This is a genomic window from Streptomyces sp. N50 (assembly GCF_033335955.1).
In the GTDB taxonomy this organism is placed as follows: domain Bacteria; phylum Actinomycetota; class Actinomycetes; order Streptomycetales; family Streptomycetaceae; genus Streptomyces.
Genome location: NZ_CP137549.1, coordinates 3174045 through 3196712, shown reverse-complemented (window position 1 = coordinate 3196712; position 22668 = coordinate 3174045). Strand labels below are relative to the sequence as shown.

20 protein-coding genes and 1 tRNA gene are annotated in these 22668 nt (G+C 71.8%); 10 read left to right on the top strand and 11 right to left on the bottom strand.

Features of this window, described 5'->3' with window-relative positions:
* Positions 1 to 5 precede the first annotated feature (5 nt).
* Positions 6 to 968, bottom strand: a complete 963-nt coding sequence (locus tag R2B38_RS13945) for a D-2-hydroxyacid dehydrogenase (protein WP_318016524.1) — start codon at positions 966 to 968, stop codon at positions 6 to 8.
* A gap of 170 nt (positions 969 to 1138) precedes the next feature.
* On the opposite strand from R2B38_RS13945, the gene R2B38_RS13940 reads away from it, so the two are divergent.
* From R2B38_RS13940 to R2B38_RS13930, 3 genes are all read left to right on the top strand, one after another.
* Positions 1139 to 1924 carry an aspartate/glutamate racemase family protein gene (locus R2B38_RS13940; RefSeq protein WP_318016523.1) on the top strand — a complete coding sequence of 262 codons (786 nt, stop codon included), beginning with the start codon at positions 1139 to 1141 and terminating at the stop codon, positions 1922 to 1924.
* A complete protein-coding gene (locus tag R2B38_RS13935; RefSeq protein ID WP_318016522.1) occupies positions 1921 to 2655 on the top strand; it encodes an aspartate/glutamate racemase family protein in 735 nt (244 codons plus the stop codon). The genes R2B38_RS13940 and R2B38_RS13935 overlap by 4 nt, the downstream gene beginning before the upstream one ends.
* 112 nt (positions 2656 to 2767) lie before the next feature.
* Positions 2768 to 3889: an LLM class flavin-dependent oxidoreductase gene (locus R2B38_RS13930; RefSeq protein WP_318016521.1), complete on the top strand. Its 1122-nt coding sequence runs from the start codon at positions 2768 to 2770 to the stop codon at positions 3887 to 3889.
* On the opposite strand, the gene R2B38_RS13925 is transcribed toward R2B38_RS13930, so the two are convergent.
* Positions 3877 to 5769, bottom strand: coding sequence for a putative bifunctional diguanylate cyclase/phosphodiesterase (locus R2B38_RS13925; protein ID WP_318016520.1), 1893 nt, complete (start codon positions 5767 to 5769; stop codon positions 3877 to 3879). The genes R2B38_RS13930 and R2B38_RS13925 overlap by 13 nt on opposite strands.
* Positions 5770 to 6144: 375 nt before the next feature.
* On the opposite strand from R2B38_RS13925, the gene R2B38_RS13920 reads away from it, so the two are divergent.
* Positions 6145 to 7473, top strand: coding sequence for a M6 family metalloprotease domain-containing protein (locus R2B38_RS13920; RefSeq protein ID WP_318016519.1), 1329 nt, complete (start codon positions 6145 to 6147; stop codon positions 7471 to 7473).
* A gap of 61 nt (positions 7474 to 7534) precedes the next feature.
* On the opposite strand, the gene R2B38_RS13915 is transcribed toward R2B38_RS13920, so the two are convergent.
* From R2B38_RS13915 to R2B38_RS13885, 7 genes are all read right to left on the bottom strand, one after another.
* A tRNA-Lys gene (locus tag R2B38_RS13915) sits at positions 7535 to 7608 on the bottom strand.
* Positions 7599 to 8213: a bifunctional DNA primase/polymerase gene (locus R2B38_RS13910; RefSeq protein ID WP_318016518.1), complete on the bottom strand. Its 615-nt coding sequence runs from the start codon at positions 8211 to 8213 to the stop codon at positions 7599 to 7601. The genes R2B38_RS13915 and R2B38_RS13910 overlap by 10 nt, the downstream gene beginning before the upstream one ends.
* A gap of 318 nt (positions 8214 to 8531) precedes the next feature.
* A complete protein-coding gene (locus R2B38_RS13905; protein WP_033283808.1) occupies positions 8532 to 8903 on the bottom strand; it encodes a hypothetical protein in 372 nt (123 codons plus the stop codon).
* A gap of 185 nt (positions 8904 to 9088) precedes the next feature.
* Complete coding sequence (locus R2B38_RS13900) at positions 9089 to 10429, bottom strand: AAA domain-containing protein (protein WP_318016517.1); 1341 nt, start codon at positions 10427 to 10429, stop codon at positions 9089 to 9091.
* Positions 10426 to 12024, bottom strand: coding sequence for a hypothetical protein (locus tag R2B38_RS13895; RefSeq protein WP_318016516.1), 1599 nt, complete (start codon positions 12022 to 12024; stop codon positions 10426 to 10428). The genes R2B38_RS13900 and R2B38_RS13895 overlap by 4 nt, the downstream gene beginning before the upstream one ends.
* The gene (locus R2B38_RS13890) at positions 12015 to 13190 is read right to left on the bottom strand and encodes a hypothetical protein (protein WP_318021674.1); all 1176 of its coding nucleotides are present in this window, start codon (positions 13188 to 13190) and stop codon (positions 12015 to 12017) included. The genes R2B38_RS13895 and R2B38_RS13890 overlap by 10 nt, the downstream gene beginning before the upstream one ends.
* Positions 13141 to 14154, bottom strand: a complete 1014-nt coding sequence (locus R2B38_RS13885; RefSeq protein ID WP_318016515.1) for a phosphatase PAP2 family protein — start codon at positions 14152 to 14154, stop codon at positions 13141 to 13143. The genes R2B38_RS13890 and R2B38_RS13885 overlap by 50 nt, the downstream gene beginning before the upstream one ends.
* A gap of 208 nt (positions 14155 to 14362) precedes the next feature.
* Between R2B38_RS13885 and R2B38_RS13880 the strand changes: the two genes are divergently transcribed.
* Positions 14363 to 14959: a histidine phosphatase family protein gene (locus R2B38_RS13880; protein ID WP_318016514.1), complete on the top strand. Its 597-nt coding sequence runs from the start codon at positions 14363 to 14365 to the stop codon at positions 14957 to 14959.
* A gap of 86 nt (positions 14960 to 15045) precedes the next feature.
* Here R2B38_RS13880 and R2B38_RS13875 read toward each other — a convergent pair whose 3' ends face one another.
* Positions 15046 to 16518, bottom strand: coding sequence for a hypothetical protein (locus R2B38_RS13875; RefSeq protein ID WP_318016513.1), 1473 nt, complete (start codon positions 16516 to 16518; stop codon positions 15046 to 15048).
* A gap of 270 nt (positions 16519 to 16788) precedes the next feature.
* On the opposite strand from R2B38_RS13875, the gene R2B38_RS13870 reads away from it, so the two are divergent.
* Positions 16789 to 17223, top strand: a complete 435-nt coding sequence (locus R2B38_RS13870) for a hypothetical protein (protein WP_318016512.1) — start codon at positions 16789 to 16791, stop codon at positions 17221 to 17223.
* 122 nt (positions 17224 to 17345) lie between these two features.
* On the top strand, positions 17346 to 18218 hold the full coding sequence (locus R2B38_RS13865; RefSeq protein ID WP_318016511.1) for a fused MFS/spermidine synthase: 873 nt from the start codon (positions 17346 to 17348) through the stop codon (positions 18216 to 18218).
* Positions 18219 to 18255: 37 nt separating this feature from the next.
* On the opposite strand, the gene R2B38_RS13860 is transcribed toward R2B38_RS13865, so the two are convergent.
* A complete protein-coding gene (locus R2B38_RS13860) occupies positions 18256 to 18798 on the bottom strand; it encodes a hypothetical protein (protein WP_318016510.1) in 543 nt (180 codons plus the stop codon).
* A 111-nt stretch (positions 18799 to 18909) separates the two neighbouring features.
* On the opposite strand from R2B38_RS13860, the gene R2B38_RS13855 reads away from it, so the two are divergent.
* From R2B38_RS13855 to R2B38_RS13845, 3 genes are all read left to right on the top strand, one after another.
* Positions 18910 to 19614 carry a response regulator transcription factor gene (locus tag R2B38_RS13855; protein ID WP_318016509.1) on the top strand — a complete coding sequence of 235 codons (705 nt, stop codon included), beginning with the start codon at positions 18910 to 18912 and terminating at the stop codon, positions 19612 to 19614.
* On the top strand, positions 19611 to 21014 hold the full coding sequence (locus tag R2B38_RS13850; RefSeq protein WP_318016508.1) for a HAMP domain-containing sensor histidine kinase: 1404 nt from the start codon (positions 19611 to 19613) through the stop codon (positions 21012 to 21014). The genes R2B38_RS13855 and R2B38_RS13850 overlap by 4 nt, the downstream gene beginning before the upstream one ends.
* A gap of 107 nt (positions 21015 to 21121) precedes the next feature.
* Positions 21122 to 22600, top strand: a complete 1479-nt coding sequence (locus R2B38_RS13845) for a cellulose binding domain-containing protein (protein WP_318016507.1) — start codon at positions 21122 to 21124, stop codon at positions 22598 to 22600.
* The last annotated feature ends 68 nt before the right edge of the window (positions 22601 to 22668 follow it).

The window sequence follows — 22668 nt, the reverse complement described above, 5'->3', positions numbered from 1 at the left end:
GGAGTTCAGTGCCCCGGTACGTACCCACGCTTCTTGTCGACCACGTTCGGCAGCGGCTTTCCCGCCTCCCATCTCTCGTACGCCGCCACGAACTGCGTGCCGAGTTCGTCCCGCCAGCCGACCGTGTCGCCGCTCATGTGCGGGGAGATGATCAGCCCCGGGACCTGCCACAACGGGCTGTCGGGGGTGAGGGGTTCGGCCTCGAAGACGTCGAGGGCGGCGCCCGCGATCCAGTGCTTGGTGAGGGCCTCGGCGAGCGCGTTCTCCACGACGAGTTGGCCCCGCCCCACGTTGATGAAGCGAGCCGAGGGCTGCATGCAGCCGAAGCGGCGGGCGTCGAACATGCCCCGTGTGTCGTCGGTGAGCGGGGCCGCCGAGATCACCCAGTCGGCGCGGGCCATCAGCCGGTCGAGTTCGCCGGGGCCGTGGATACCGGTGCGCGGGGTGCGGCCGACGAGCGCGGTCGTCACCCCAAGTGCCTTGAGGGTACGGACAATTGCCCGCCCGATGGGCCCGGAGCCGACCACACACGCCCGCGTTCCGGCCACCCGCTGCGCCTCGCGGTGCCGCCAGGTCCGCTCCCGCTGGAGGTCCAGCGTGCGCGGCAGATCCTTGGCCATCGCGAGGACGAGGGCGGCGACGTACTCGGCGATCGGCTGGTCGAAGACGCCCCGCGCGTTCGTCACCACCGTGTCGGAGGCGGCGAGTTCGGGGCACATCAGGTGGTCCACACCCGCGCTCGCGGTGTGCACCCAGCGCGGCCGGGGACCCTCGCCGGGCCAGGCGGCTCGCACCGCGTGCGAGGCGAAGTCCCACACCAACAGGACGTCCGCGGACGGCAGTTGATCAGCGAGCGTCGACTCGTCGGCGTGCTCGACGCGCACCCGGCCGGTGAGCTTGCCGAGCCGGGGCGGCGGGTCGGCGTCCAGGACGAGAAGGGTGGGCAGGGCGGCGGGAGTTGCGGTCATGCGAAGCCGTTTCTCGCGGGAGGTACAGCGTGAAGCACGGCGGGAAGCACCGGGCCCGGCCGTCTGACATGCACGGATTGACCACGCTCGCACTCGAACCTACCTTCGTCAACACGGACGCCCGCACGGACCGTTGTCACCCCGTTTCTCTTGGTGAGGCCGGTGTAGCCATGCATGTTTCCTTCCTGGGCGGACCCCGCCCGCAGCGCGGTGTCGGTGTCGTCGCCCCCTTCGACTTCGCGCTGGACCGCGAGTTGTGGCGCTGGGTCCCCGACGACATCTCCCTGCACCTCACGCGGACGCCGTTCGTGCCCGTCGAGGTGAGCCTCGACCTGGCCCGGCTCGTCAGCGAGCACGAGACACTGCACGACGCGGTTCGCACGCTGAACGCGGTCGCCCCCGAGGTCGTCGCGTACGCCTGCACCTCCGGGAGCTTCGTCGGCGGGGTCGCCGGGGAGCGCGCGATGTGCGAGGCGATGACCCGGGCCGGCGAGGTCCCGTCCCTGACCACCTCGGGCGCCCTCCTGGCCGCCCTCACCGAACTGGGCGCCCGCCGCATCGCCCTGGTCACGCCGTACACGGTGTCCGTCACCCAGTCCCTGGAGGAGTACCTCGCCGAGGCCGGCGTCGAGGTCACCGGCCGTGCCTTCATGGGCCTGACCCGGCACATCTGGAAGGTGCCGTACCGCGACGTCGTCGACATGGCCCGCCAGGCCGTCAAGGGCGAGGCCGACGCGCTCTTCATCAGCTGCACCAACCTTCCGACGTACGACGTGATCCCCCAGCTGGAGGCAGAACTGCGCATACCGGTCGTATCGGCCAACCAGGTCACGATGTGGGCAGCCCTGCGCCGACTGGGTACGCGTGCCGTGGGCCCCTATCAGGCGCTGCTGGACGAATCGGCCCGCCGCCAGGGGCCGGTACTGCCGGAAGAACACCAGGAAGGCTGGTCATGACCGCACTCGGATTCCTCTACCCGGGCCACTCCGCCGAGGACGACTACCCGCGCATGGAACAGCTCCTCGGCAGCGACGTCCGCCTCGACGTGGTCCACACGGACATCGGCGAGGACGCGCACCGCGTGGACGCGCTCCTGGAGATGGGCTCCCCCGAGCGGCTGACGGCTGGCGTCGAACAGCTCCGCATGTCCGGCGCCGAGGCCGTCGTCTGGGCCTGCACCAGCGGCAGTTTCGTCTACGGCTGGGAGGGCGCCCAGGGCCAGGTCCGCGCCCTGGCCCGGTCGGCGGGTCTGCCCGCGTCGTCGACGTCCTTCGCCTTCGTGCACGCGGCGCAGGAATTGGGCGTGCGCCGGGTGGCCGTAGGGGCGACGTACCCGGAGGACGTGGCGGCCCTGTTCGCGGCCTTCCTGCGCGCCGGGGGAGTGGAACCGGTCACGGTCCGCGCCTCCGGCATCATCACCGCCGCCGAGGTCGGCACCTGGGGCTACGACGAGGTGCTCGCCCTGGCCCGGGCGGTGGACGGCCCGGACGCCGAGGCGGTCCTCCTCCCGGACACGGCCCTGCACACCGCCGCCCACATCCCCGACCTGGAGAAGGAGCTGGGCAAGCCGGTGCTCACGGCCAACCAGGTCACGGTCTGGGAGGCGCTGCGGCTGGCGGACCGCAAGGTCAACGCGCCCGATCTGGGGGCGCTGTTCACGAAGGAGCCGCTCGTGCAGGCGGGCTGACCTGCACGGTCCGTCACGGGGTGCTCCGGGGAATAAACCGGAGACAGCCTCCTGTTACGCGGTGAAGGAGCGGAGAAGGACACCGCACAGCTCACAACAGGAGGCACCCACCGTGGCGGCAGACGACGAGGTCCGGGGCGCGACCGACGAGATCCGGGGGACCGTGCGGGGCACCGCCCCCGTCCCCCTCTCCGTACTGGACCTGGTGACCGTGGGCGCCGGCCGCACCGCCACGGAGGCGCTCGGCACCAGCGTGAAGATCGCCAAGCTCGCCGAGTCGCGCGGCTTCCACCGCTACTGGGTCGCCGAGCACCACTCGATGCCGGGCGTCGCCTCCTCCTCGCCCGCCGTGATCCTGGCGAACCTCGCCGCCCACACGGAGCGCATCCGCCTCGGCTCGGGCGGCGTCATGCTCCCGAACCACGCGCCGCTCGTCATCGCGGAACAGTTCGGCACCCTGGAGGCGCTCGCCCCGAACCGTGTCGACCTCGGCCTCGGCCGCGCCCCCGGCACCGACGGCGCCACCGCAGCGGCCCTGCGCCGCACCGATCGCCTGAACGAGGGCGCCGACGACTTCCCCGAGCAACTCGCCGAGCTCACCCGCTTCTTGGACGACGACTTCCCCTCCGGCCACCCCTACGCCCGCATCCACGCGGTCCCCGGCCCGATTCAGTCGACCTCGCCCGGCGGCGTCCAGTCCCCGCACCGCCCGCCGGTCTGGCTGCTGGGCTCCTCCGGCTTCAGCGCCCGGCTCGCGGGCATGCTCGGGCTGCCGTTCGCCTTCGCCCACCACTTCTCCGCGCAGAACACGATCCCGGCGCTGGACCTCTACCGCGAGTCCTTCCGCCCGAGCGCGGTGCTCGACGCGCCGTACGCCCTGATCGGTGTCTCCGCCCTCGCCACCGACGACGAGAAGGAGGCCCGCCGCCAGGTGCTGGCCGCCGCCCTCAACATGGTCCGGCTGCGCACCGGCCGCCCCGGGCTCGTCCCCACCCCCGAAGAGGCCGAGGCGTACGAATTCAGCCCCATGGAGCGGGAGTTCATCACCTCCTGGAACGCCAACGTCATCCACGGCACCGCCGACGAGGTCCGCGCCGGACTCGACGACCTCCAGAAGCGCACGGGCGCCGACGAGTTGATGCTCACCTCGCACGCCCACAACGGCGACCTGCGCCTACGCTCGTACGAACTGATCGCGGACGCCTATGAGTTGACGGCCGATCAGGAAGCCTGATTGCAGGCCTTCGTCCCCAGCAGTTCGGAGATACGATCCGGCGCCACCGGACGGGAGTACAGCCACCCCTGTCCGGTGTCGCAGCCGATCCGGCGCAGCCGGGCGGCCTGTGCCGAGGTCTCCACGCACTCCGCGGTCACCGACAGGCCCAGCCGGTGGGCGAGTTGGATCATCGCCTCGACGATGACCTCGTCCGCCGGGTTCGGCGCGACGCCCTCACCCTCGTACTGGAAACCGCGCACGAAGGAACCGTCCAACTTCAGCACGGAGACCGGGAGTCGGCTCAGGTACGCCAGGTTCGAGTAGCCGGTGCCGAAGTCGTCGATGGCGATGTGCACCCCCATGTCGCTCAGCGCCTGGAGCGTCTGCAACGGCCGCCCCGCCGACCCCATCACCGCGGATTCGGTCAGTTCCAACTGCAGCAGCCGCGGGTCGAGTCCGGTCTCGGCCAGCGTCTCCGCGACGTCCGCGACCAGGTCCGAGTCCCACACCTGCCGTACGGCCACGTTGACGCTCACGAAGATCGGCGGCTCGTCCGGGTGGTCCAGCTGCCAGCGCCGGGCCTGGCGGCAGGCGGTGACCAGGACCCAGTGGCCGAGCTGCACGATCGAGCCGTCCTCCTCGGCCAGTCCGATGAACCGATTCGGCGTCAGCATGCCGAACTGCGGGTGGTTCCAGCGCACCAACGCCTCGACCCCGCGCAGCCGTCCGTTCTCCATCCCCACCAACGGCTGGTACTCCAGGGTGAATTCACCCCGCTCGATGGCGGGACGGAGCGTGGAGGCCAGCGCCTGGCGGGTCATGCGGTGCGCGTTGCGCTCCGGATCGAACAGCGTCCAGCGGGACTTGCCGTCCGCCTTCGCCCAGTACAGCGTCGTGTCGGCGGCCTGCATCAGACCGGTGGCCGTCGTGCCGGACGCGTGCCGCTCGACCACACCGATCGACGCCGACAGCGACAGCCGCTGCCCGGACAGGTCGAACGGCGCCTGCAGGGCCTTCAGCACCGACTCGGCGAGCTCGGCCAGTTGATCGGTCCCGGTCGAGTCCTCGACGAGCAGCGCGAACTCGTCCCCGCCGAGCCGCGCCACCAGCGGCGAACTCGCCCGCGCGTAACCGGCCTCGTCCGCACACCGCGTCAACCGCTCCGCCACGGCCGCCAACAGCCGGTCGCCGACGCGATGTCCGAGGGTGTCGTTGACCGCCTTGAACCCGTCCAGGTCCAGATAGCACAGGCCGATCCGCCCGGTACCGCCCTGCTCGTACGACTCCGCCTCCAGCGCGGCCGAGAGCCGCTCGAAGAACAGGGTGCGGTTGGGCAGCCGGGTCACCGGGTCGTGCATCTCCAAGTGCCGTAGCCGCGCCTGGAGTTCACGGCGGGCGCTGATGTCGGTGAGGGACAGCAGCACACCGTGCTCCTCGGCGGGCAGCGGCGCCACGGTCACCTGCACCCACAGCACCTGCCCGTCGGGGTGCTTGACCCGGCGGGTGCAGCTCAGCTTGGCCTGCCGGCCGCGCAGCACCTCGCGGTAGGCGTGCCAGGTCCGCGCGTCCGCCTTCAGGTCCATCAGCTCGGCCGCGACCAGACCGGTGAGCGCCGTACCCGCCTTGCCGAGCAGCGCGCCGAACGAGTCGTTCGCGCTGACGACCAGACCGTCGCGGTCCACGACGGCCATCGCGAGCGGTGCCGCGGAGAAGGCGGACCCGAGACGGCCGCCCTCGAAGGAATCGAGGGACCCGGGGGACTGATGGGACTCGTGAGAATCCGGGAACCCGGAGGAATCGGGGACTTCGGTACGAGGCGATGCCTCGCCCTTACTCTCTGTTACGGCTGGCCGGATGAGGTCTGCCGCGGGCGCCGGCCCTTCGGACGTTCCGCTCACCGCTCGCTCCCGCAGTGCACTCGATCTTCGGATGGGTCTCGTCGGGATGGCCGACCGGGTGGGGGCCGCCGTGCCGTGTCCGTGCAGGAAAGTGTGCCGATCATAGAGGTTGGCCCCCGGCCCTTCCAGCCACTGTCCAGTGTCCCGGAACAACGGCCGGTTCCGGCAGATCGTTTCCGCCCGCACCTGGACGGGTTCTTCAAATGGCCGACCACATGTGACGTTCCGTGAGTGTTTCCGGATGTCAGCCCGGGCGTGTCCCGGCCGTCCCCGGCCGCCCCCTCACTCATCTGGTGCAGATAAACAGGGCGTACCCCAACAAACCATCACAGGCTGGGTGTCGGTGTCCCGTGAACCCGCTCCCGGAGGTCCAACGTGCCGTGTCAGCTCCCCCTCAAGGGGCTCTCCCGTACGGCGCTCAAGGGGCTCGCCCAGTGGCGCACCCGACCCGGACTGCGCGGCACCGCCGCCGTGTTCACCACGATGTCCGCGCTCGCCGCGACCTCGATCATGTCCAGCCAGTCGGTCGCCGAGCCGTTCTCGACCACCCCCTGTGCCCTCAAGCGCACCGACGCCCACCACTCCGAGGGCCTCGACACCTGGAACACCGCCTACCCGCGCCCCACCCGCGCGCTCGACGCGGTGATGATCTTCCTCTCCTTCCCCGACGCGACCCCGCGCACGACCCCCGCCGAGTTGGCCGCCGACCACTTCCCGGCCACCACCCGCTTCTACGAACGCGCCTCCTACGGCAGGTTCACGCTCCGCCCGCACCCGCTGCGGCACTGGATCCGCATGCCGCACCCGTCGACGTCGTACGCCATACAGCGCGACTGGAACCCGGTGAACCGCGGTGCGTACCTCCGCGACGCGCTCGCCGCCTCCGATCCGCAGGTCGACTTCTCGCGCTACGACATCGTGTACTTCGTGGCCGATCCGGACGCGCCCGGCGTGGACTCGGACGCGACGAAGGTCGTCAACCTGGACACCCCGCTGCGGGCCGACGGCACGGACGTCCGGCGGGTCGTCACGGTCTTCGAGAAGCACCCGCCGGACCGGCTCGTCCTCGCCCACGAGACGGGCCACGTCTTCGACCTCCCGGACCTCTATCACCGGCCGGTGGACGGCAAGGGCGACTGGGACACGTACGTCGGCGACTGGGATCTGATGGGCAGTCAATTCGGCCTGTCGCCCGACCTGTTCGCCTGGCACAAGTGGAAACTGGGCTGGCTGGATCCGCGCCAGGTGGTGTGTGTACGGGGCACCGCGCCGAAGCGGCTGACCCTGGAACCCGTGGCCGCGGGACCCGGTACCGCCGCGGCCGGCACCACCGCGGGGTCACCGGCGTTCGGCCTCGGTCCGGGCGCCAAGCTGGCGGTCGTGCGCACCGGGCCCGACAGCGCGCTGGCCTTCGAGGCGCGCGGCTCCGTCGGCAACGACAGCACGGCCTGCAAGCAGGGCATCCTCGTGTACCGGGTACGCGACGGCGCGGCCTCCGGGAACGGCCCGATCCAGGTCGTCGACGCCCACCCCCGCACCGAGGCCTGCTGGGAGACCTCGGTCTACCCGCCGCTCGCCGACGCCCCGGTCTCCCTCGGCGAGAGCTTCACCGTGCCGGGCGACAACGTGAAGGTGGACGTGGAGGGGCGGACGGCTTCGGGGGCGTGGACGGTGACCATCACGCCGGGGGAGACGGGAGGCTGATCCCTCCAGAACGCCGGACACGTCAAAGGGCCCCTCGCTCTCGCGAGGGGCCCTTCACAGGTGCGCCGCCAGGGACTCGAACCCCGGACCCGCTGATTAAGAGTCAGCTGCTCTAACCAACTGAGCTAGCGGCGCCTGCTGACGTCGTAGACCTTAGCATCCTGATCCGGGGGAGGAAAAATCGATATCCGCACCGTCGCGCGGGCCGCCCGCACGGCCGCCCAGAGCAGGATCTCGGCCCCGGGAAGCCAGGGCCGACGGGTGTCCGGGGCGACCAGCCAGCGCGAGTCGAAGGGGGCCGCCGTAGCCCCGCCGACCAGCGCCGGGACGGTCACCGCGTCACCCCTGCCGTGACACAGCAACGGCGGGACGGACCCCGTACGGCTGTGCTCCCCGGGGTGCGCGCCCCACTCCTCCCAGCCCAGCAGCGACGGCAGCCGCTGAGCGGTACCGGGGCTGGCGAACAGGAGCATCCGTCCCCGGTACGTCGCCACGGGCCCGGAACCCGCCCCCTCCTCCCACAAGCGGTCGACCATACGGCGCCCGAAGACCACCGGGGCGCTCACCACGTCGAAGGCGGACCCGCAGGGCAGGACGACCGGGGCGTCCGGCCGTTCCCTCCAGAGGGCGAGGGTGCTGCGCGGATACGTTCCTGCCGAGGCGAGCCAGGCGGCACCGTCCGGGGTGACCCCCGAGATGTCGAAGCGGTCGGCGAAGGGCTCGTCCTGTGTGCGGCTCATGTCCCCCAGGTCTACCGGCTGTGAGCACCCGCTCTCCGAGGGTTGCCAGAAATCGGGACAGGAGGGGGCGGGAGGGAGTATCTTGCCCGACCGGCATATGCCAGAAGTTCTTTCTGGGGGCAGGTGGGGTTCGGGGGAGTTGTGGGGGTGACGGGGGTTGTGAGGTGCCGCGGGGATGGTGAGCGCGGTGGGAGTTGTGAGGCGCTGCGGGAATGGTCGGCGCCGCAGGAGTTGTGCGCGTCGCGGGAATCGCGGCCCCCGGCCCCCGCCCCCGCCCCGCCCTGCGATCCTCGGCCCCCGGACCCCCGGCCCCCGAGGTCACACCGGGTCGGCACCCCCGCTGTCCCGACCCTCCGTGCCGCGCAGCAGATCCCGCCCGAACTCGACCATCTTCTTGGCGTAGTCCTCGGTCCACTCGGCGCGCTCGGCGATGTCCGCCGGTGTCAGCCGGTCGAAGCGGCGCGGGTCGGCGAGCTGGGCCGCCGCGATCGCCTGGAACTCCACCGCGCGGTCGGTCGCGGCGCGGAACGCGTGGGTCAGCTCCGTCGCGCGGGCCAGCAGCGCGCGAGGGTCGTCCATCGACTCCAGGTCGAAGAAGTGCTCCGGGTCCTCGGCCGCCTGCGCGGGCTCGAAGAGCAGGGGCGCGGGGCGTAGCCGCGATTCGTTGCGACGCGGCGTGTGCTCCGCCATGTCTTCTCCTCCTCGTACGTCACGGATGACCCGCCTCACGAACGGACCACCGTCCATTGTCCCCCGAGCGCGCAAGGGGCCCCCGGCATACTCCCGAGGCACCGATCCCGCACCGCATGAGTGGCTGCCCAGCCCCCCGCCCCGGTATTCATCTCCCCGCAGGTCGGACCGCGAGGAGCCCCGGGTCACGGTCTCCAGACCACCCGGTGTTCCGCGAGATGCGCCAGCACCGCGTGGTTCGCCTCCCAGCCGTCCGGGAACTTCACCGTCACCCCCAGCTGCACCGGCTCCGTCGACGGATGGTCGTCCAGCAACTCACTGACCCCCGCCCGGCAGACCACGATGCACGCGTGCCGGTGCCGGGAGGCCAGGACGCACAGGCGGCCCGTCTCCAGGTGGAAGGCGGTGGCGTCGGGGCGGCCGGAGAGGGGATGGAGGACGACCGTGACGTCGAACTCCCGCCCCTGGAGCCGGTTCGCCGTGTCCACCGTCACATCCGTGACGCCCAGCTCCGCGAGCGCCGCCCGGACCGCCGCCGCCTGGTCCCGGTGCGCGGTGCCCACCGCGATGCGGTCGGCGGTCAGGGGAGTGGGGTCGGGTGAGCGTTCGGATGTGGCCGCCCCGCCTCGGTCCAGCAGCCGTCGTACGACGGTCGCGACCGCCCGTACCGCCTCCGGGTCCGTACGAGGGGTGTGGCGGGTGGGGAGTTCCAGCAGGCCCCAACCCGAGTCCGCCGCCTCGTCGATGACCCGGTCCGGGCCCGAACCGTCCGACGGGACACCGAAGTTGAGGCGCCGGTCGCCGTGGTCCGTGCCGCTGCGGAAGCGCGTGTACGGGTAGAACGCGTCCGAGACCAGCGGGGCCGCCGACGCCGGGAGCCGCCAGGACACCGGAAGGCGGTGCTGCGGGAGTTCGGGGTTGTGGGCCAGGAGTGTCGTCACCGCCGAGGCCGAGGGGTCGTACGACAGGCCCGCCCACTGCTCCGCGCCCACGATCGCGAACGGGTCCAACTGCCCCGGGTCGCCCACGAACAGCGCCCGCTCGAACAGCCCGGCCACGGCCAGCAGCGAGTCCGAGCGCATCTGGTACGCCTCGTCGACGATCGCGTGCCGCCACGGCTCGTCGACCTTGACGTGCGCCCACTTGGCCGCCGTCGAGATGACGACCGGGAGCCCGGCGAGTTCGCCCGCCTTCGCCGACTTCCGTACGTTCGGCAGGTCGTCCAGCGCCTTGTCGTACGGGTCGGCGTCACTGCTGTGGAGGCGGCCGACCGGCAGCTCGCCGTTCTTCTCGGCGAGCCGTACGACGAGGTCGTCGACCTGCGCGTTGGTCTGCGCGACCACCATCAACGGGCGCCCGGCGTCGGCCAGTTCGAGTGCCGCGCGGACGACGAGGGTGGACTTGCCGGCGCCCGGCGGGGAGTCGACGACGACACCGCGCGCCGTGCCGTGCAGCGTGTCGCGGAGGATCGCGTCGGTGGCGCGGCCGGCCTCGGCACCGGGGTCGAACACGGTCTCGGCGCTCACAGGACGTCCTCCTCGGTCACCGGGTCGGCAGGCTCCCGCACGGCGCTCTCCTCGCCCGGCGGGCCCCCGTGCGTCCACGGCGTCTCCTCCTGGTCGGGCAGTTTCGCGCCGCCCCGCTGCTCGTGCTCGAACAACGTGAAGCAGATCCGGTCGCCCTTCTCCGGCAGCGAACCCGTCTCCGGCTCCTTGCCGCGCCCCATCTTGTCGACGACCCGGAGGACGACGAGGGCGCCCTCCTCCTCGTGGCCCACGAACTCCGCCGACTGCGGTTTCCCGCCGAGCGACCGGAACACCTTCACCCGCTCCCCGAGATGCGGCCGGTCGTCCGTGCGCACGGTCACCAGCGGGCGCGGGCGGGGGCTCTTGCCCTCGCTGTACGCCATGACGACATCGATGACCTCGCCCGCGAACGCCTCCCCGGCGAGCCGCCGCCCGGCCATCACCAGCGGGTCGTCCAGGGCCTCCTGAGCATCGAGGCGGGCCTGTTCACGCTCGCGCGTGGCGAGTTTGTTGGCCGCGGTGACCGCGTCGTCGCGGCGCGGCTGCGGGGGCTCACCGGCGACGATCCGGTCCCGGTGACCGGTGAACGACCAGCGGTCCCGGGTCCACCGGTCGACGGCGTGCGCGCCCTCCGGCAGCGCGCGCAGCAGGTCGAGCCCGTGCCACACCGCGTCCCAGGTGGGGCGGGTGATGCTCTCGACGAGGGACCTGATCTCCCGCTCGGCGGCGGTGAGTTCACCGAGCCGGTCGTCCGCCTCCAGGCCGTCCTCGGCGGCGGCGAGGGCCGTACGGGCGCGGTCGTAGCGCTCGATGGCGGGGGCGAGCAGCTTGTTGTCGAACGCCGGGTCCGTGGCCGGGCCGGCCGGCGGGCACACCAACTGGCCCCGCGCGTCCCGCCGCAGCTCCGCGTCGAGCGCGGCCTCGGCGCCCGAGACACCGTCCGGCGGGTCGATCCACGCGAGCAGCGCGGCCAAGTGCTGGTCCTCCAGGCTGGACTGGCCCGTGGCCCAGTGCCGGCCGAGCACTTCGGTGAGCGCGAGCAGCAGCGCCGAACCCGGCACCCGGGCCCGCTCCCCGAAGTGCGTCAGCCACCGCCCGAGCAACGGCACGCGCGGGGGCGCCGGGTGCGGGGTCTCCGGGTCCTGCTCGGCCGTACGCCGAAAGCGCATCGAACGCCCCAGCAGCCGCACCAACTCGATGCCCGCGCGGCTCGGCACGATCAACTGCGGTGCGTCCGCGCACAGTTCGACCTCGACCTTGACCCGCTTGCCGGTCTCCGGATCGGTCTCGTTGCGCTCGGCGGCCTCGACGTCGTCCGCGAACGTGTCGATGTACGGCAGGACCACGTCCGCCAGCTCGGCGAGGAACGCGAACCTGAGGTCGCGGTCGCGTGGTTGCGGTACGACGAGCAGGCGCGGGGCGTCCCGGTCCGTACCGACGAGCGCGCCGAGGGGCGCGCCTGCCTCACCGGCGGTGGTGAGCGGCACGAGGACGAGGGGGCGCGCGGAGAGGTGCCGGTGCAGGACGGTGGCGGAGGGCTGGGCGCGGCCGGTACTGACGGCTTCGAGGCGGGCGAGGGTGGTGATCAGTGACATACGGCGCCCTCCGGGTCGGCGTCCAGGATTCCCTGGCGGCCTTGCGGCTCCTCCGGGTGGTGCGCCAGGGCCTCGGCCCGCAGCTCCGCCGCCCTGCGCAGTGCCGCCACCGCCGGGTCGTCCGGGTCGCCGGACTCTCCGTGGGCCGCTGACAGGACCTCGTCGACCGTGGTCAGGTCGCCGAGGTCGGCGCGGAGGGAGCGGCCGAGGGTGGTGACCGCGCCGGACGCGCGCGAGTGGTCGCGGCAGTGGAAGGCCAGCTCGCAGGCGGCCAGGCACTCCGGGGCGTAGGCCGCGGGGACCGACTCGACGGCGGCGGTCAGCTCGGCGGCGGGGCGGTCGGGGGCGAAGCAGGTGCCCTCGGGGAGGGTGTCGGCGATGTCCTCGATGCGGGTGAGGCGGGCCAACTGGCGGCCGGTGACCGCGCGTTGCCTGCGGACGTCGACGGCGGACGCGGTGGGCAGGTTCGAGAAGTCCTTCGGGCAGACCAGGAGGACGCGGTGGCGGACCCGGGGAGCGGGGTCCAGCTTGGCCGCGACCTCTTCCAGCGCCAGCACGTACACCGCCGACTGGCGGGCCGCCGCGCCGACCTTCGCCGGGTCGGCCGAACCGTCCAGCATCGGGAAGGACTTGATCTCCACGACAGTCCAACTGCCGTCCGGGTGCACGACCACCGCGTCCGGCTCCAGGAACGCGGGCGACCCCGCCACGTCGAGGGCGAGCATCGGGTGGTCGAGCAGGGTCCAGACGGCGGCCTCGGAAGCCTCGCGCAGCGCGAGCGCCGTACGGGCCGCGCGCCCTTCCGGGCCGATCGCGGTCAGCTCGGGCACCCGCGCGCGGGTCGGCGGTTCGGCGCCAGCATCCAGCTTCTCGTGCACGAGCCGCAGCAGCTCCGCGCCGCCGTCCGCCTTCACTCTGGCCTCGAACGCGTTGCCCCGCATGAAGGCGAACTGGGACTGCCCGAAGGACGAGGGTGCGCCGAGCGCGTCGGCCAGCACCGCCTTGTTCACCCCCGCGCCGTCCAGGATCGCCCGCCGCTTGCAGCCCGGGTTCGCCGCCAGCGCCGCGAGGGCGCGCGCGTCCAGCGCCTTGGCCGGGACGTCCGGGCCGCGCAGCTCAGCGAGCCGGTGCCGGAGCGCCGTCCCCCGCGTCCGTGGGGGAGGCACCCGGCTCGGCTCCGGTACCGAGCTGTGACTCGCGCTGCCGTGGAATTCGCTCACCCGGCGAAGTCTGGCATCCGCCACTGACAATTGAGGTTTCTGAGCCACGAGAGGCGTCAGGGGAGGCATCGGGAGAAGCATCACGGGAGGTGCCGGCGGCGATGTCACGCGACCGCGCCGCGACCAGCGAGCCGCGCCCCTCGAACCGCGTCCTGATCCGGTCCGCCGCCTTCATCACCTGCGGCGCCAGCAGGAACCCGAGCCCCATCACGACCACGCCCGCGACCGCGTCGAGGAGGTAGTGGTTCGCGGTGCCCATGACCACGATCGCCGTCAGCAGCGGATAGGCCACCCCGACGACCTTGGTCAGCCGGTTCCCGCCGTAGCGCCAGAGCATCACACCGCACCACAGCGCCCAGCCGCAGTGCAGGCTCGGCATCGCCGCGTACTGGTTCGTCATGCCGCCGAGGCCGCGCGGCGCGCTCGCGTCGCCGCCCCACCAGCCGTACGAGCTGTACTTGGCCATCGTGTCCACGAAGCCGTAGTCCGGGGAGAGCAGCCGGGGCGGGCAGGTCGGGAGCAGGGTGAAGCCGATCAGGCCGATGAACGTGGACGTCATCAGCCAGGTGCGGGCCGCGCGGTAGACCTGGGAGCGCGACCTGAACAGCCAGATCAGGATCGCGGGCGTGATCAGGTAGTGCAGCGACGCGTACCAGAAGTCCGCCGGTATGCCGAGCCACGCCTCGCGCGTGAACAGGCGGTTGAGCGGGTGCTCGGCGTTGATGTGCAGGACCTTCTCGATCCGCAGGATCGCCAGACCGTGGTCCACGGCACTGGCCGTGTCGCCCCGGGCCAGCAGCCGGCCCGCCGAGTACGAGGCGTACACCAGGAGGATCAGCGGCAGCTCGGTCCACCAGCGCAGCCGGCTTCGCCGGTCCGCCTCGATGCCTGGTGTCTCGGTCTGCGGCATCCGATCGCCCTCCCCCTTCTGTTCTGGTGCGCTGTCCCGTGGTGCGGCTTCCCGGAAGCCCGGTCGGGACACTTTACGGCGTATGTGAGCGCCCTGTTTCCGGCGCCCCCGGACCTCAAAGACGCAGAGATCGCCCCCCGGGTTGCCCTTCTCAAGGGTGCGCGATGATGGAACGACCCGCCTCTTGTTTCTCCCGGAAAGGTCGCTCATGGCACCGCGCATCCTGTTGGCCCGGCACGGACAGACGGAATGGTCGCTGTCCGGGAAGCACACCGGCAGGACCGACGTCCCCCTCCTCGAAGAGGGCCGACGCGGAGCCAAGGTCCTCGGCGAACGACTGCACCGGTCCCCCTTCGACGGCCTCCCCGGGGTGGAGGTCCGCACCAGCCCGCTGGCACGCGCGCGTGAGACCTGCGAACTGGCCGGTTTCGGCGACCGCGCGACCCCCTGGGACACCCTCATGGAGTGGCACTACGGCGCGTACGAGGGCCTGACCCCGGAGGAGATCCGTTCCGTACGCCCCGACTGGCTGATCTGGCGCGACGGCGTCCCCGAAGGGGAGACCCTCGCCGAGGTCACCGCCCGCGCGGACGAGGTCGTCGCCTGGGCCCGCTCCGAGGACCGCGACGTCCTGGTCTTCGCCCACGGCCACATCCTGCGCTCGATCGGCGCGCGCTGGCTGGGCCTGCCGATCGACTTCGCGGCGCGGATACGGCTGAATCCGACGTCCTTGTCGGTCCTGGGCTGGGCGTACGGGGACCCGGCCATCGAAAGCTGGAACGACGTGGGGCATCTAGTCCCCTAGGCGTCTTGTTTTTTTAGGGGCGCGGGGAACTGCGCGACCAGCCCCCACTCGCCCGCAGGCAAATCACAACGCTTCCTCCGGAGTGACTAAGCCGCAGTACGAGGCAACCCCGAGTGCCGCTCCAGAAACGTAGACACCCCCGAAGCCCGCCGGTGAGGCAACAACACCCGAGCCGTCCCCGCCAACATCGTCTGAATCCGCGACGACTGGACCAGGTCCAAGAGGTCCAGTACCCGCAGCCCGGCCGTCGCCGCCTCGTCCGGACGGCCTCCCCGCGCGAGATCGTCGGCCAGCTCAGCCATGTACAGCGCGATGTTCCGAGTGAAGTGCGGATCCTGAAGATGCGCCGCACGCCGCGCGTGACGGGCGGCACGAGGCCAGTCCCCCAGAGTGGACCAGCACTGCGCCTCAAGCCCCTCCAGCTCGGCCTCTCCGTAGAAGCTCATCCACTCCGGGTCGGCATCCGAATGCCCCCGCTCGAAGAGCGCCTGAGCCCGGGCCAGTGCCTGCTCGCACCCGGTGCGATCCGCGAGCCCCGCCCAGCCCCCCGCCTCGCGCAGCGCGAGCAGCGACATCAGGCGCGCGGAACCCAGGGGCCGTCCGACGCGCTGCGCGGCCTGCGCGGCGCGCACCGCCTCCCGGGGGCGACCGGCGTCCCGCGCGAGGAACGCCGTATTGCAGAAGGCGTGTGCCTCAAGGCCGGCGTCGCCGGTCATCCGGGCGGTCGCGAGCGCCTCCGCGTAGTGCGAGCGGGCGTCGTCGAAGCGGCCGGAGTCGTGGGCCAACCAGCCCACGGAGATGGCGAGTTCACCGGCTCCGGAGTGCAGTCTCTCGGCGACCGACTGCCGGGTGGTGCCCGCGTCGAGCAGGGCGTAGGCGGCGCGCAGCGGGGCCGCCGCGCGCCGGTAGAGGCCGTCGGCGCCGTGCCGGTCGTCGAGCAGCCGGATTCTGCGGACGGCCTCTTCCAGGGCGCCCGCCTCGCTCGTACCGGGGCGGCGGACGGAACGGTCCGCTGCCACGGCGTCGTAGGTGAGCCCGAGCGGGCCCAGCGTGCCGGCGGCCACCGTGACGGTGCCGCCCCTCATGAATGCGCGACGCAGCACGTCGCTCTCCTCGTGGTTCTCGTGGTTCTCGTGCGTGTCGTACGGGTCCTGCGTGTCATACGGCTCGTACACGTCCCCCGTCTCACCCGTTCCGGCCGCCTCATCCGTGATGAGGGCCGGGCTCGTGAGGTGTGCGGGGGGCGTGTCCTCGGCGGTGCGCGCCCCGCGTCCGCGTACGGACGAGCGGGGCGCGAAGCCGAGGTCGGCGAGCGTGCGGCCGGGGAACATGTGCAGGAACACCCGTTCGTACGCGTAGTTGGGGCAACGGATCTCACCGGCCTCGACGCGGCCTACGTAGCGCGCGTCGCAGCTGACCCGCTCGCCGATCTCCCGCGCGGACCGGCGTACGGCCGCGGCGAACTCCGCCGGTGAGCGCTGTCCGCGCAGCCGCCGGAAGGCGAGATTGGGTCTCGGTGGTCGGGGGAACGGGGACGGGGGCACCAGTGACGACGCCATGGCCGGGTCCTCTCATGCGAACCGTCGAACCATGCCGGATTCAGGGTGACTTGTTGAGTGACGCCCTGTTTCCAGCGGGCAAGAACGTACCTGCTGTGCACGACCCGCCACGCAGGGTTTGGCTACAAACCGGATATCTCATCCGCGATCTGCCATGAACTGCCATCCTTTGCGGCTGACTTGTGCCGTAGCCGTTGACGCTTCAACGCGTTGAACTCCGTGGACCGGGAGCCACCCGACTCCCGTCCCGCTCGTCCAAGGAGGGGTTCCGTGGTGGAGACCGGGATGGAGACCAGGCAGAGCGTCGATCCTCGAATGCCGAGCGCGGAGTGCAGTGCGCCACCGTTCGCGGACTCGGCCTGCGATCTGGTGACGGTGCCGACGCGGCAGGGGCTGGAAGCGGTCGACATCCTGCGGCGCGGTGCGGGTGACGGGGTCGGACCCGTTCTGCACGACGACGGCGACGACACGCTCGGCTTCCTGGTACCGCCGGGGACGGCGGCGGCGTGGGATGTGCCGGGCAGCACGTGTACGGAGACCAGTGGCCGGGGGCTGCGTCTCGCCCCTGACCCCGAGCCCCCCGTCGAAGGCTCCGACTGGCTGCTGCCTCCTGGGGATGCCGACCTGGCGACCGACCCGGAGGTGCTGCGGGCGGCGCTGGGGGAGGCGGCTCGGTTGATCGAGGCGGCGGACGGGTGTCGGTGATCAATCTGCCGGCCGGTGGGGGCTGGTCGCGCAGTTCCCCGCTCCCCTAAAAGGGGCGCTGATGCCACCCGGACTCATAGGTCGAGCGCGCCGGACTTACCCCGGCCGCCGATAATGAGCCAATGGGAAAGTCCAGGAGTACCCGGCGAAGCGGCGCCGGCACCCCCGAAGCCGTCGTCGAAGCCGTCGACGGTGGGCTCGCCGAGCTCATACCCGACCGGGAACGCGCGCGTGCCTGGACCTTGCTGATCGACGGGGCGCCGCAGTCGTACGTCGATCTCGACGACCCGGCGTATCTGTCCTTCGAGTACCAGCGGCGGCTCGGGCACGTCATCGACCTCGTCGCGCCCGCCGGGAAGCCCGTCCACGCCGTGCACCTCGGCGGCGGGGCCCTCACGCTCGCCCGGTACGTCGCCGCGACCCGCCCCCGATCCACCCAGCAGGTCGTCGAGTTCGACGCGGCACTGGTCCAACTGGTCCGCCGGGAGCTGCCGTTGGACCCGAACGCGCGGATCCGGGTGCGGTCGGCCGACGCCCGCGCGGGACTCGCGAAGATCCCGGAGGGCTGGGCCGACCTCGTCGTCGCCGACGTCTTCAGCGGCGCCCGCACGCCCGCCCATCTCACCTCCACCGAGTTCCTCGACGAGGTGCGCCGCGCGCTCAAGCCCGGTGGGTGCTACGCCGCCAACCTCGCCGACGGCCCCCCGCTCACCCACCTCCGCGGCCAAATCGCCACCGTGGCCGCCCGGTTCGCGGAACGCGCGCTGATCGCCGACCCGACCGTGCTGCGCGGCAAGCGGTTCGGCAACGCGGTGCTCGTCGCCTCCGACCACCCGCTGCCGCTCGCCGAGTTGACCCGCCGCGCCGCCTCCGACCCGCATCCGGGCCGGCTCCAACACGGCCGCGAACTCACCGACTTCACCGGCGGAGCCGTACCCGTGACGGACGCCGCGGCGGTCGCCTCACCGGCACCGCCCCCGTCCGTGTTCCGCTAGCCGGAGCAACAAAAGCGGAGCAACGCACCCGGGAAACTCAGTAGTTGCCCACATCCACCCGCGGCGCCCCGTCGTGCCACGTGCAGATCACCGACACCTTGTCCGTGCCCTTGGTGAACTCCACCCGGAGCCACGACTCCGTCTTCCACACCTGCATCGACCAGCCCGTACCCGGCGTCGCCGACACGAGCGACACATAGGCCGGTGAGGTGTCGAGTTCGAGCACCACCCGCCCGCCGTCCGTGGCGTAGCTCTTGACCTGGCCGGTCGTGGAGGGAGAGGGGGACGGGCTCGCCGTCGCCGTCTTCGTGGGGCTCGGGCTGGGGCTGCGGGTCGGCGTCGGGGTGCTCGACGGGCTCGGCGAGGACTCGGCGCGAACCGGTGCCGAGGAGGGCGGTTGAGCCGCCTGCGCGCTCGCGCCGACCGCCGTGATGGGCAGGGCGCGCGGCGGGTCGTAGGCCGTGCCCGTCATGACCGTGTGGACGCCCCACCAGGACAGCGTGACGGCCGCGCCGGTGGCCAGTGACCAGGCCAGCACGTGCACGAATCCGTTGACGAGTCCTCGGGGCATCGCCGCCATACTGCCTCACGCGCCCCACAGGTGTCCCACCGGTGGCCATGGCTTTGTCCACAGGGGGGAGTTGTCCACAGGCCCGGATACGGGTCGCCCGCATGGCGTACGGTGCGGCGCATGGCAAGTGTGCTCGTGGTCGAGGACGACCAGTTCGTGCGCTCGGCCCTCATCCGGCATCTGACCGATGCCGCGCACACGGTGCGCAGTGTCGGGACGGCCCTTGAGGCCCTGCGCGAGGTCGCCCATTTCCGTTTCGACGTGGTCATCCTGGACCTCGGACTGCCCGACCTGGACGGGTCCGAGGCGCTGAAGATGCTGCGCGGGATCACGGACGTCCCCGTGATCATCGCCACCGCCCGGGACGACGAGAGCGAGATCGTCCGGCTGCTCAACGCGGGCGCGGACGACTATCTCACCAAGCCCTTCTCGGTCGACCACCTCTCCGCCCGCATGTCCGCTGTTCTACGGCGCTCCCGTGCCACCACCGGCGAGGCGCCCCCGTCGACCGTCATCCGTGTCGGCGGCCTCACCGTCGACCCGCTGCGCCGCCAGGCCGAGCTGGACGGCGTCCGACTCGACCTCACCCGGCGCGAGTTCGACCTCCTCGCCTTTCTCGCCGGACGCCCCGGTGTGGTCGTCCCGCGCAAGGAACTCCTCGCCGAGGTGTGGCAGCAGTCGTACGGCGACGACCAGACCATCGACGTCCATCTGTCGTGGCTGCGCAGGAAGTTGGGGGAGACGGCGGCCCGGCCGCGCTATCTGCACACCCTGCGCGGTGTCGGCGTGAAGCTGGAGCCACCGGGAGCGGAGTCGCTGCGATGAGGTGGGCGCTGGTCAGGGTCTGTCTGGCGATCGCGGCGATGGTCGTCGTCGCCTTCGCGGTGCCGCTCGGCCTGGTCATCAAGGAGATGGCCCGCGACCGCGCCTTCTCGAACGCCGAGCGGGAGGCCGCCGCCGTCGCCCCCGCGCTGTCCATCACCACCGACCGGGACCAGCTGGAGAAGGTCGTCGCCTCGGCGGGCGCGGACTCCGGGATGGCCGTCCACATACCGGCGGGGGAGGGGAAGGCCGCGCTCGACATCGGGCTGCAACGCGCGGCGGGCAAGGACATCGCCACCGTACGGAAGCTGGGCCGCGCCTCCACCACCGAGGTGCCCGGCGGCTCCGTCCTGCTCCAGCCGGTCGCGCTCAGCTCCGGCGAGATATCCGTCGTCGAGGTCTACGTCCCGGAGTCCGAGGTCAGCAACGGCGTCGGGACTGCCTGGGCGGTGCTCGCCGCGGTCGGCATCGCGCTGATCGTCGGGTCCGTCGCGGTCGCCGACCGGCTGGGCGTACGGATGGTGCAGCCCGCGCAGCGCCTCGTCGAGGGCGCGCACGAACTGGGGGAGGGGAAGCTCGGGGCACGGGTGCCCGAGGAAGGGCCGACCGAACTGCGGCTGGCGGCGGTCGCGTTCAACTCCATGGCCGACCAGGTCGTCCAACTGCTGGCGAACGAGCGGGAGTTGGCGGCCGATCTGTCGCACCGGCTGCGCACACCCCTCACCGTGCTGCGGCTCAACGCGGCCTCGCTCGGGGACGGGCCCGCCGCCGAGCAGACGCGGACCGCCGTCGCGCAGCTGGAGCGGGAGGTCGACACGATCATCCGGACCGCGCGCGAGGCCAAGCCGCAGACCGTGGCGGCCGGGCCCGGTGCCGGGTGCGACGCGGCCGAGGTGGTGCGTGAGCGGATGCGGTTCTGGTCCGCGCTCGCCGAGGACGAGGGCCGCAAGGTGCGGGTCGCCGGGGTGGAGCGGCCGGTGCGGATACCCGTCGCCCGGGCTGATCTGGTCGCCGCGTTGGACGCCCTCCTCGGCAACGTGTTCCGGCACACCCCCGAGGGCACGGCCTTCGCGGTCGACGTGCACAACAGCGAGGACGCGGTGATCGTGCTCGTCTCGGACGCGGGCTCGGGCATACGGGACCCCGAGGCGGCGATGGCCCGCGGGCGCGGCTCCGGCAGCGCCGGGTCGACCGGGCTCGGGCTGGACATCGTGCGCAGGCTCGCCGAGTCGACCGGCGGGGATGTCCGCATCGGGTCCTCGATGCTCGGCGGCACCGAGGTGCGGATCTGGATCCAGCTGGACGGGCGGGAGCCGGAGCGCCGGGGTCATCGGGGGACCGTGAGACGCCGTAGACGCGGCGGATTGGTCTCTACCTTTAACCGTTCCCGATCCCTCCCTTAAGCGCACCCTAAGATCGCCAACCCCCGCCCGGATCAGGGTATTTGCCCGGTTCCGGATCGCTAGCGTGCTGCCGCACCCCACCCCCGTACGGCGAAAGCAGGCACGCGATGAGCACGCACCGGCGCAGGATCAGCAACAGGAACAAGGTGATCGGCGGAGCGGTCGCCGCCGCGGTCGTCGGTGGCGGCGCGATCATGCTGACCGGCATCGCCCAGGCGGCGAGCGTCGGCGCGGCCTACACGAGAACCAGCGAGTGGTCGACGGGGTACACCGCGCAGTACGTCGTCACCAACACCACCGGGGCCACGAAGAAGGACTGGACGCTGCAGTTCGACCTGCCGTCCGGCTCCAAGCTCAGCTCGCTGTGGAACGCCGAGTCGAGCGTGAGCGGGCAGCGCGTCACCGTGAAGCCGCCGAAGTGGGACACGGACGGTCTCGCGGCCGGTGAGTCGGTCACCGTCGGCTTCGTGGTCAACGGCACGGGCCAGCCCACCAGTTGTCTCATCGACAACGCCCAGTGCTCGGCGGACGGCACCGCGACCCCCGAGCCGAGCGGCCGCCCGACGACCTCGTCGCCGACGCCCACGCCGACCGCCACCCCGACCTCCAAGCCCACGGCCACAACCACCCCCAAGCCCACGGCCACTCCCACCGCCTCCCCGACCCAGACCACCGGCACCGGCACGACGGCCGGCAGCGCGGGCTTCGCCCCCTACGTCGACACCTCCCTCTACCCCGCCTTCGACCTCCTCGCCAACGTCACCGCGACCGGCGTGAAGAACTACAACCTCGCCTTCATCACCGACGGCGGCGGCTGCACCCCGAAGTGGGGCGGGGTGTCCGACCTCGGCAGCGACGGCGTGGCCGCGCAGATCGGCGCGCTGCGTGCCAAGGGAGGTGACGTGCGGGTGTCCTTCGGCGGCGCGTCCGGCTCGGAGCTGGCGACGACATGCGGTTCGGCGAGCGCGCTGGCGACGGCGTACGGCAAGGTCGTGGACGCGTACAACCTCACCAAGGTCGACTTCGACGTCGAGGGCGGCGCGCTGCCCAACACGGCGGCGAACACGATCCGCGCCCAGGCGATAGCCAGGCTCCAGCAGCAGCACCCGAACCTCGACGTCTCCTACACGCTCCCCGTGATGCCCGAGGGGCTGACCCAGGACGGGGTGAACCTGTTGTCCAATGCCAAGTCCAATGGCGTCAAGATCAACACGGTCAACATCATGGCGATGGATTACGGACCGGCGTACTCCGGAAATATGGGAACGTACTCACAGCAAGCGGCTACTGCGACACAAGCCCAAGTCAAGAGTGTTCTCGGGCTCTCGGATGCCGCTGCATGGAAAGCGGTTGCAGTGACGCCCATGATCGGTGTCAACGACGTGTCATCGGAGGTTTTCACGGTCGAGGACGCGAACGGGTTGGCGGCATTCGCGAAGGCGAAGGGTCTGGGCGGTCTCTCGATGTGGTCCGCGACCCGTGACAAGCAGTGCCCCGGCGGCGCCAAGCCCAGCGCGGACGCGACCTGCAGCTCGGTCGTCCAGGCCCCGTCCGCCTTCATGAAGGCCTTCTCCGCCTTCCAGTAGGCGCCCCATGGGCCTCACAGACCCCACGCGCACCCTGTGAGCTCATCCCCCTCGGAGCGGACGTGTGG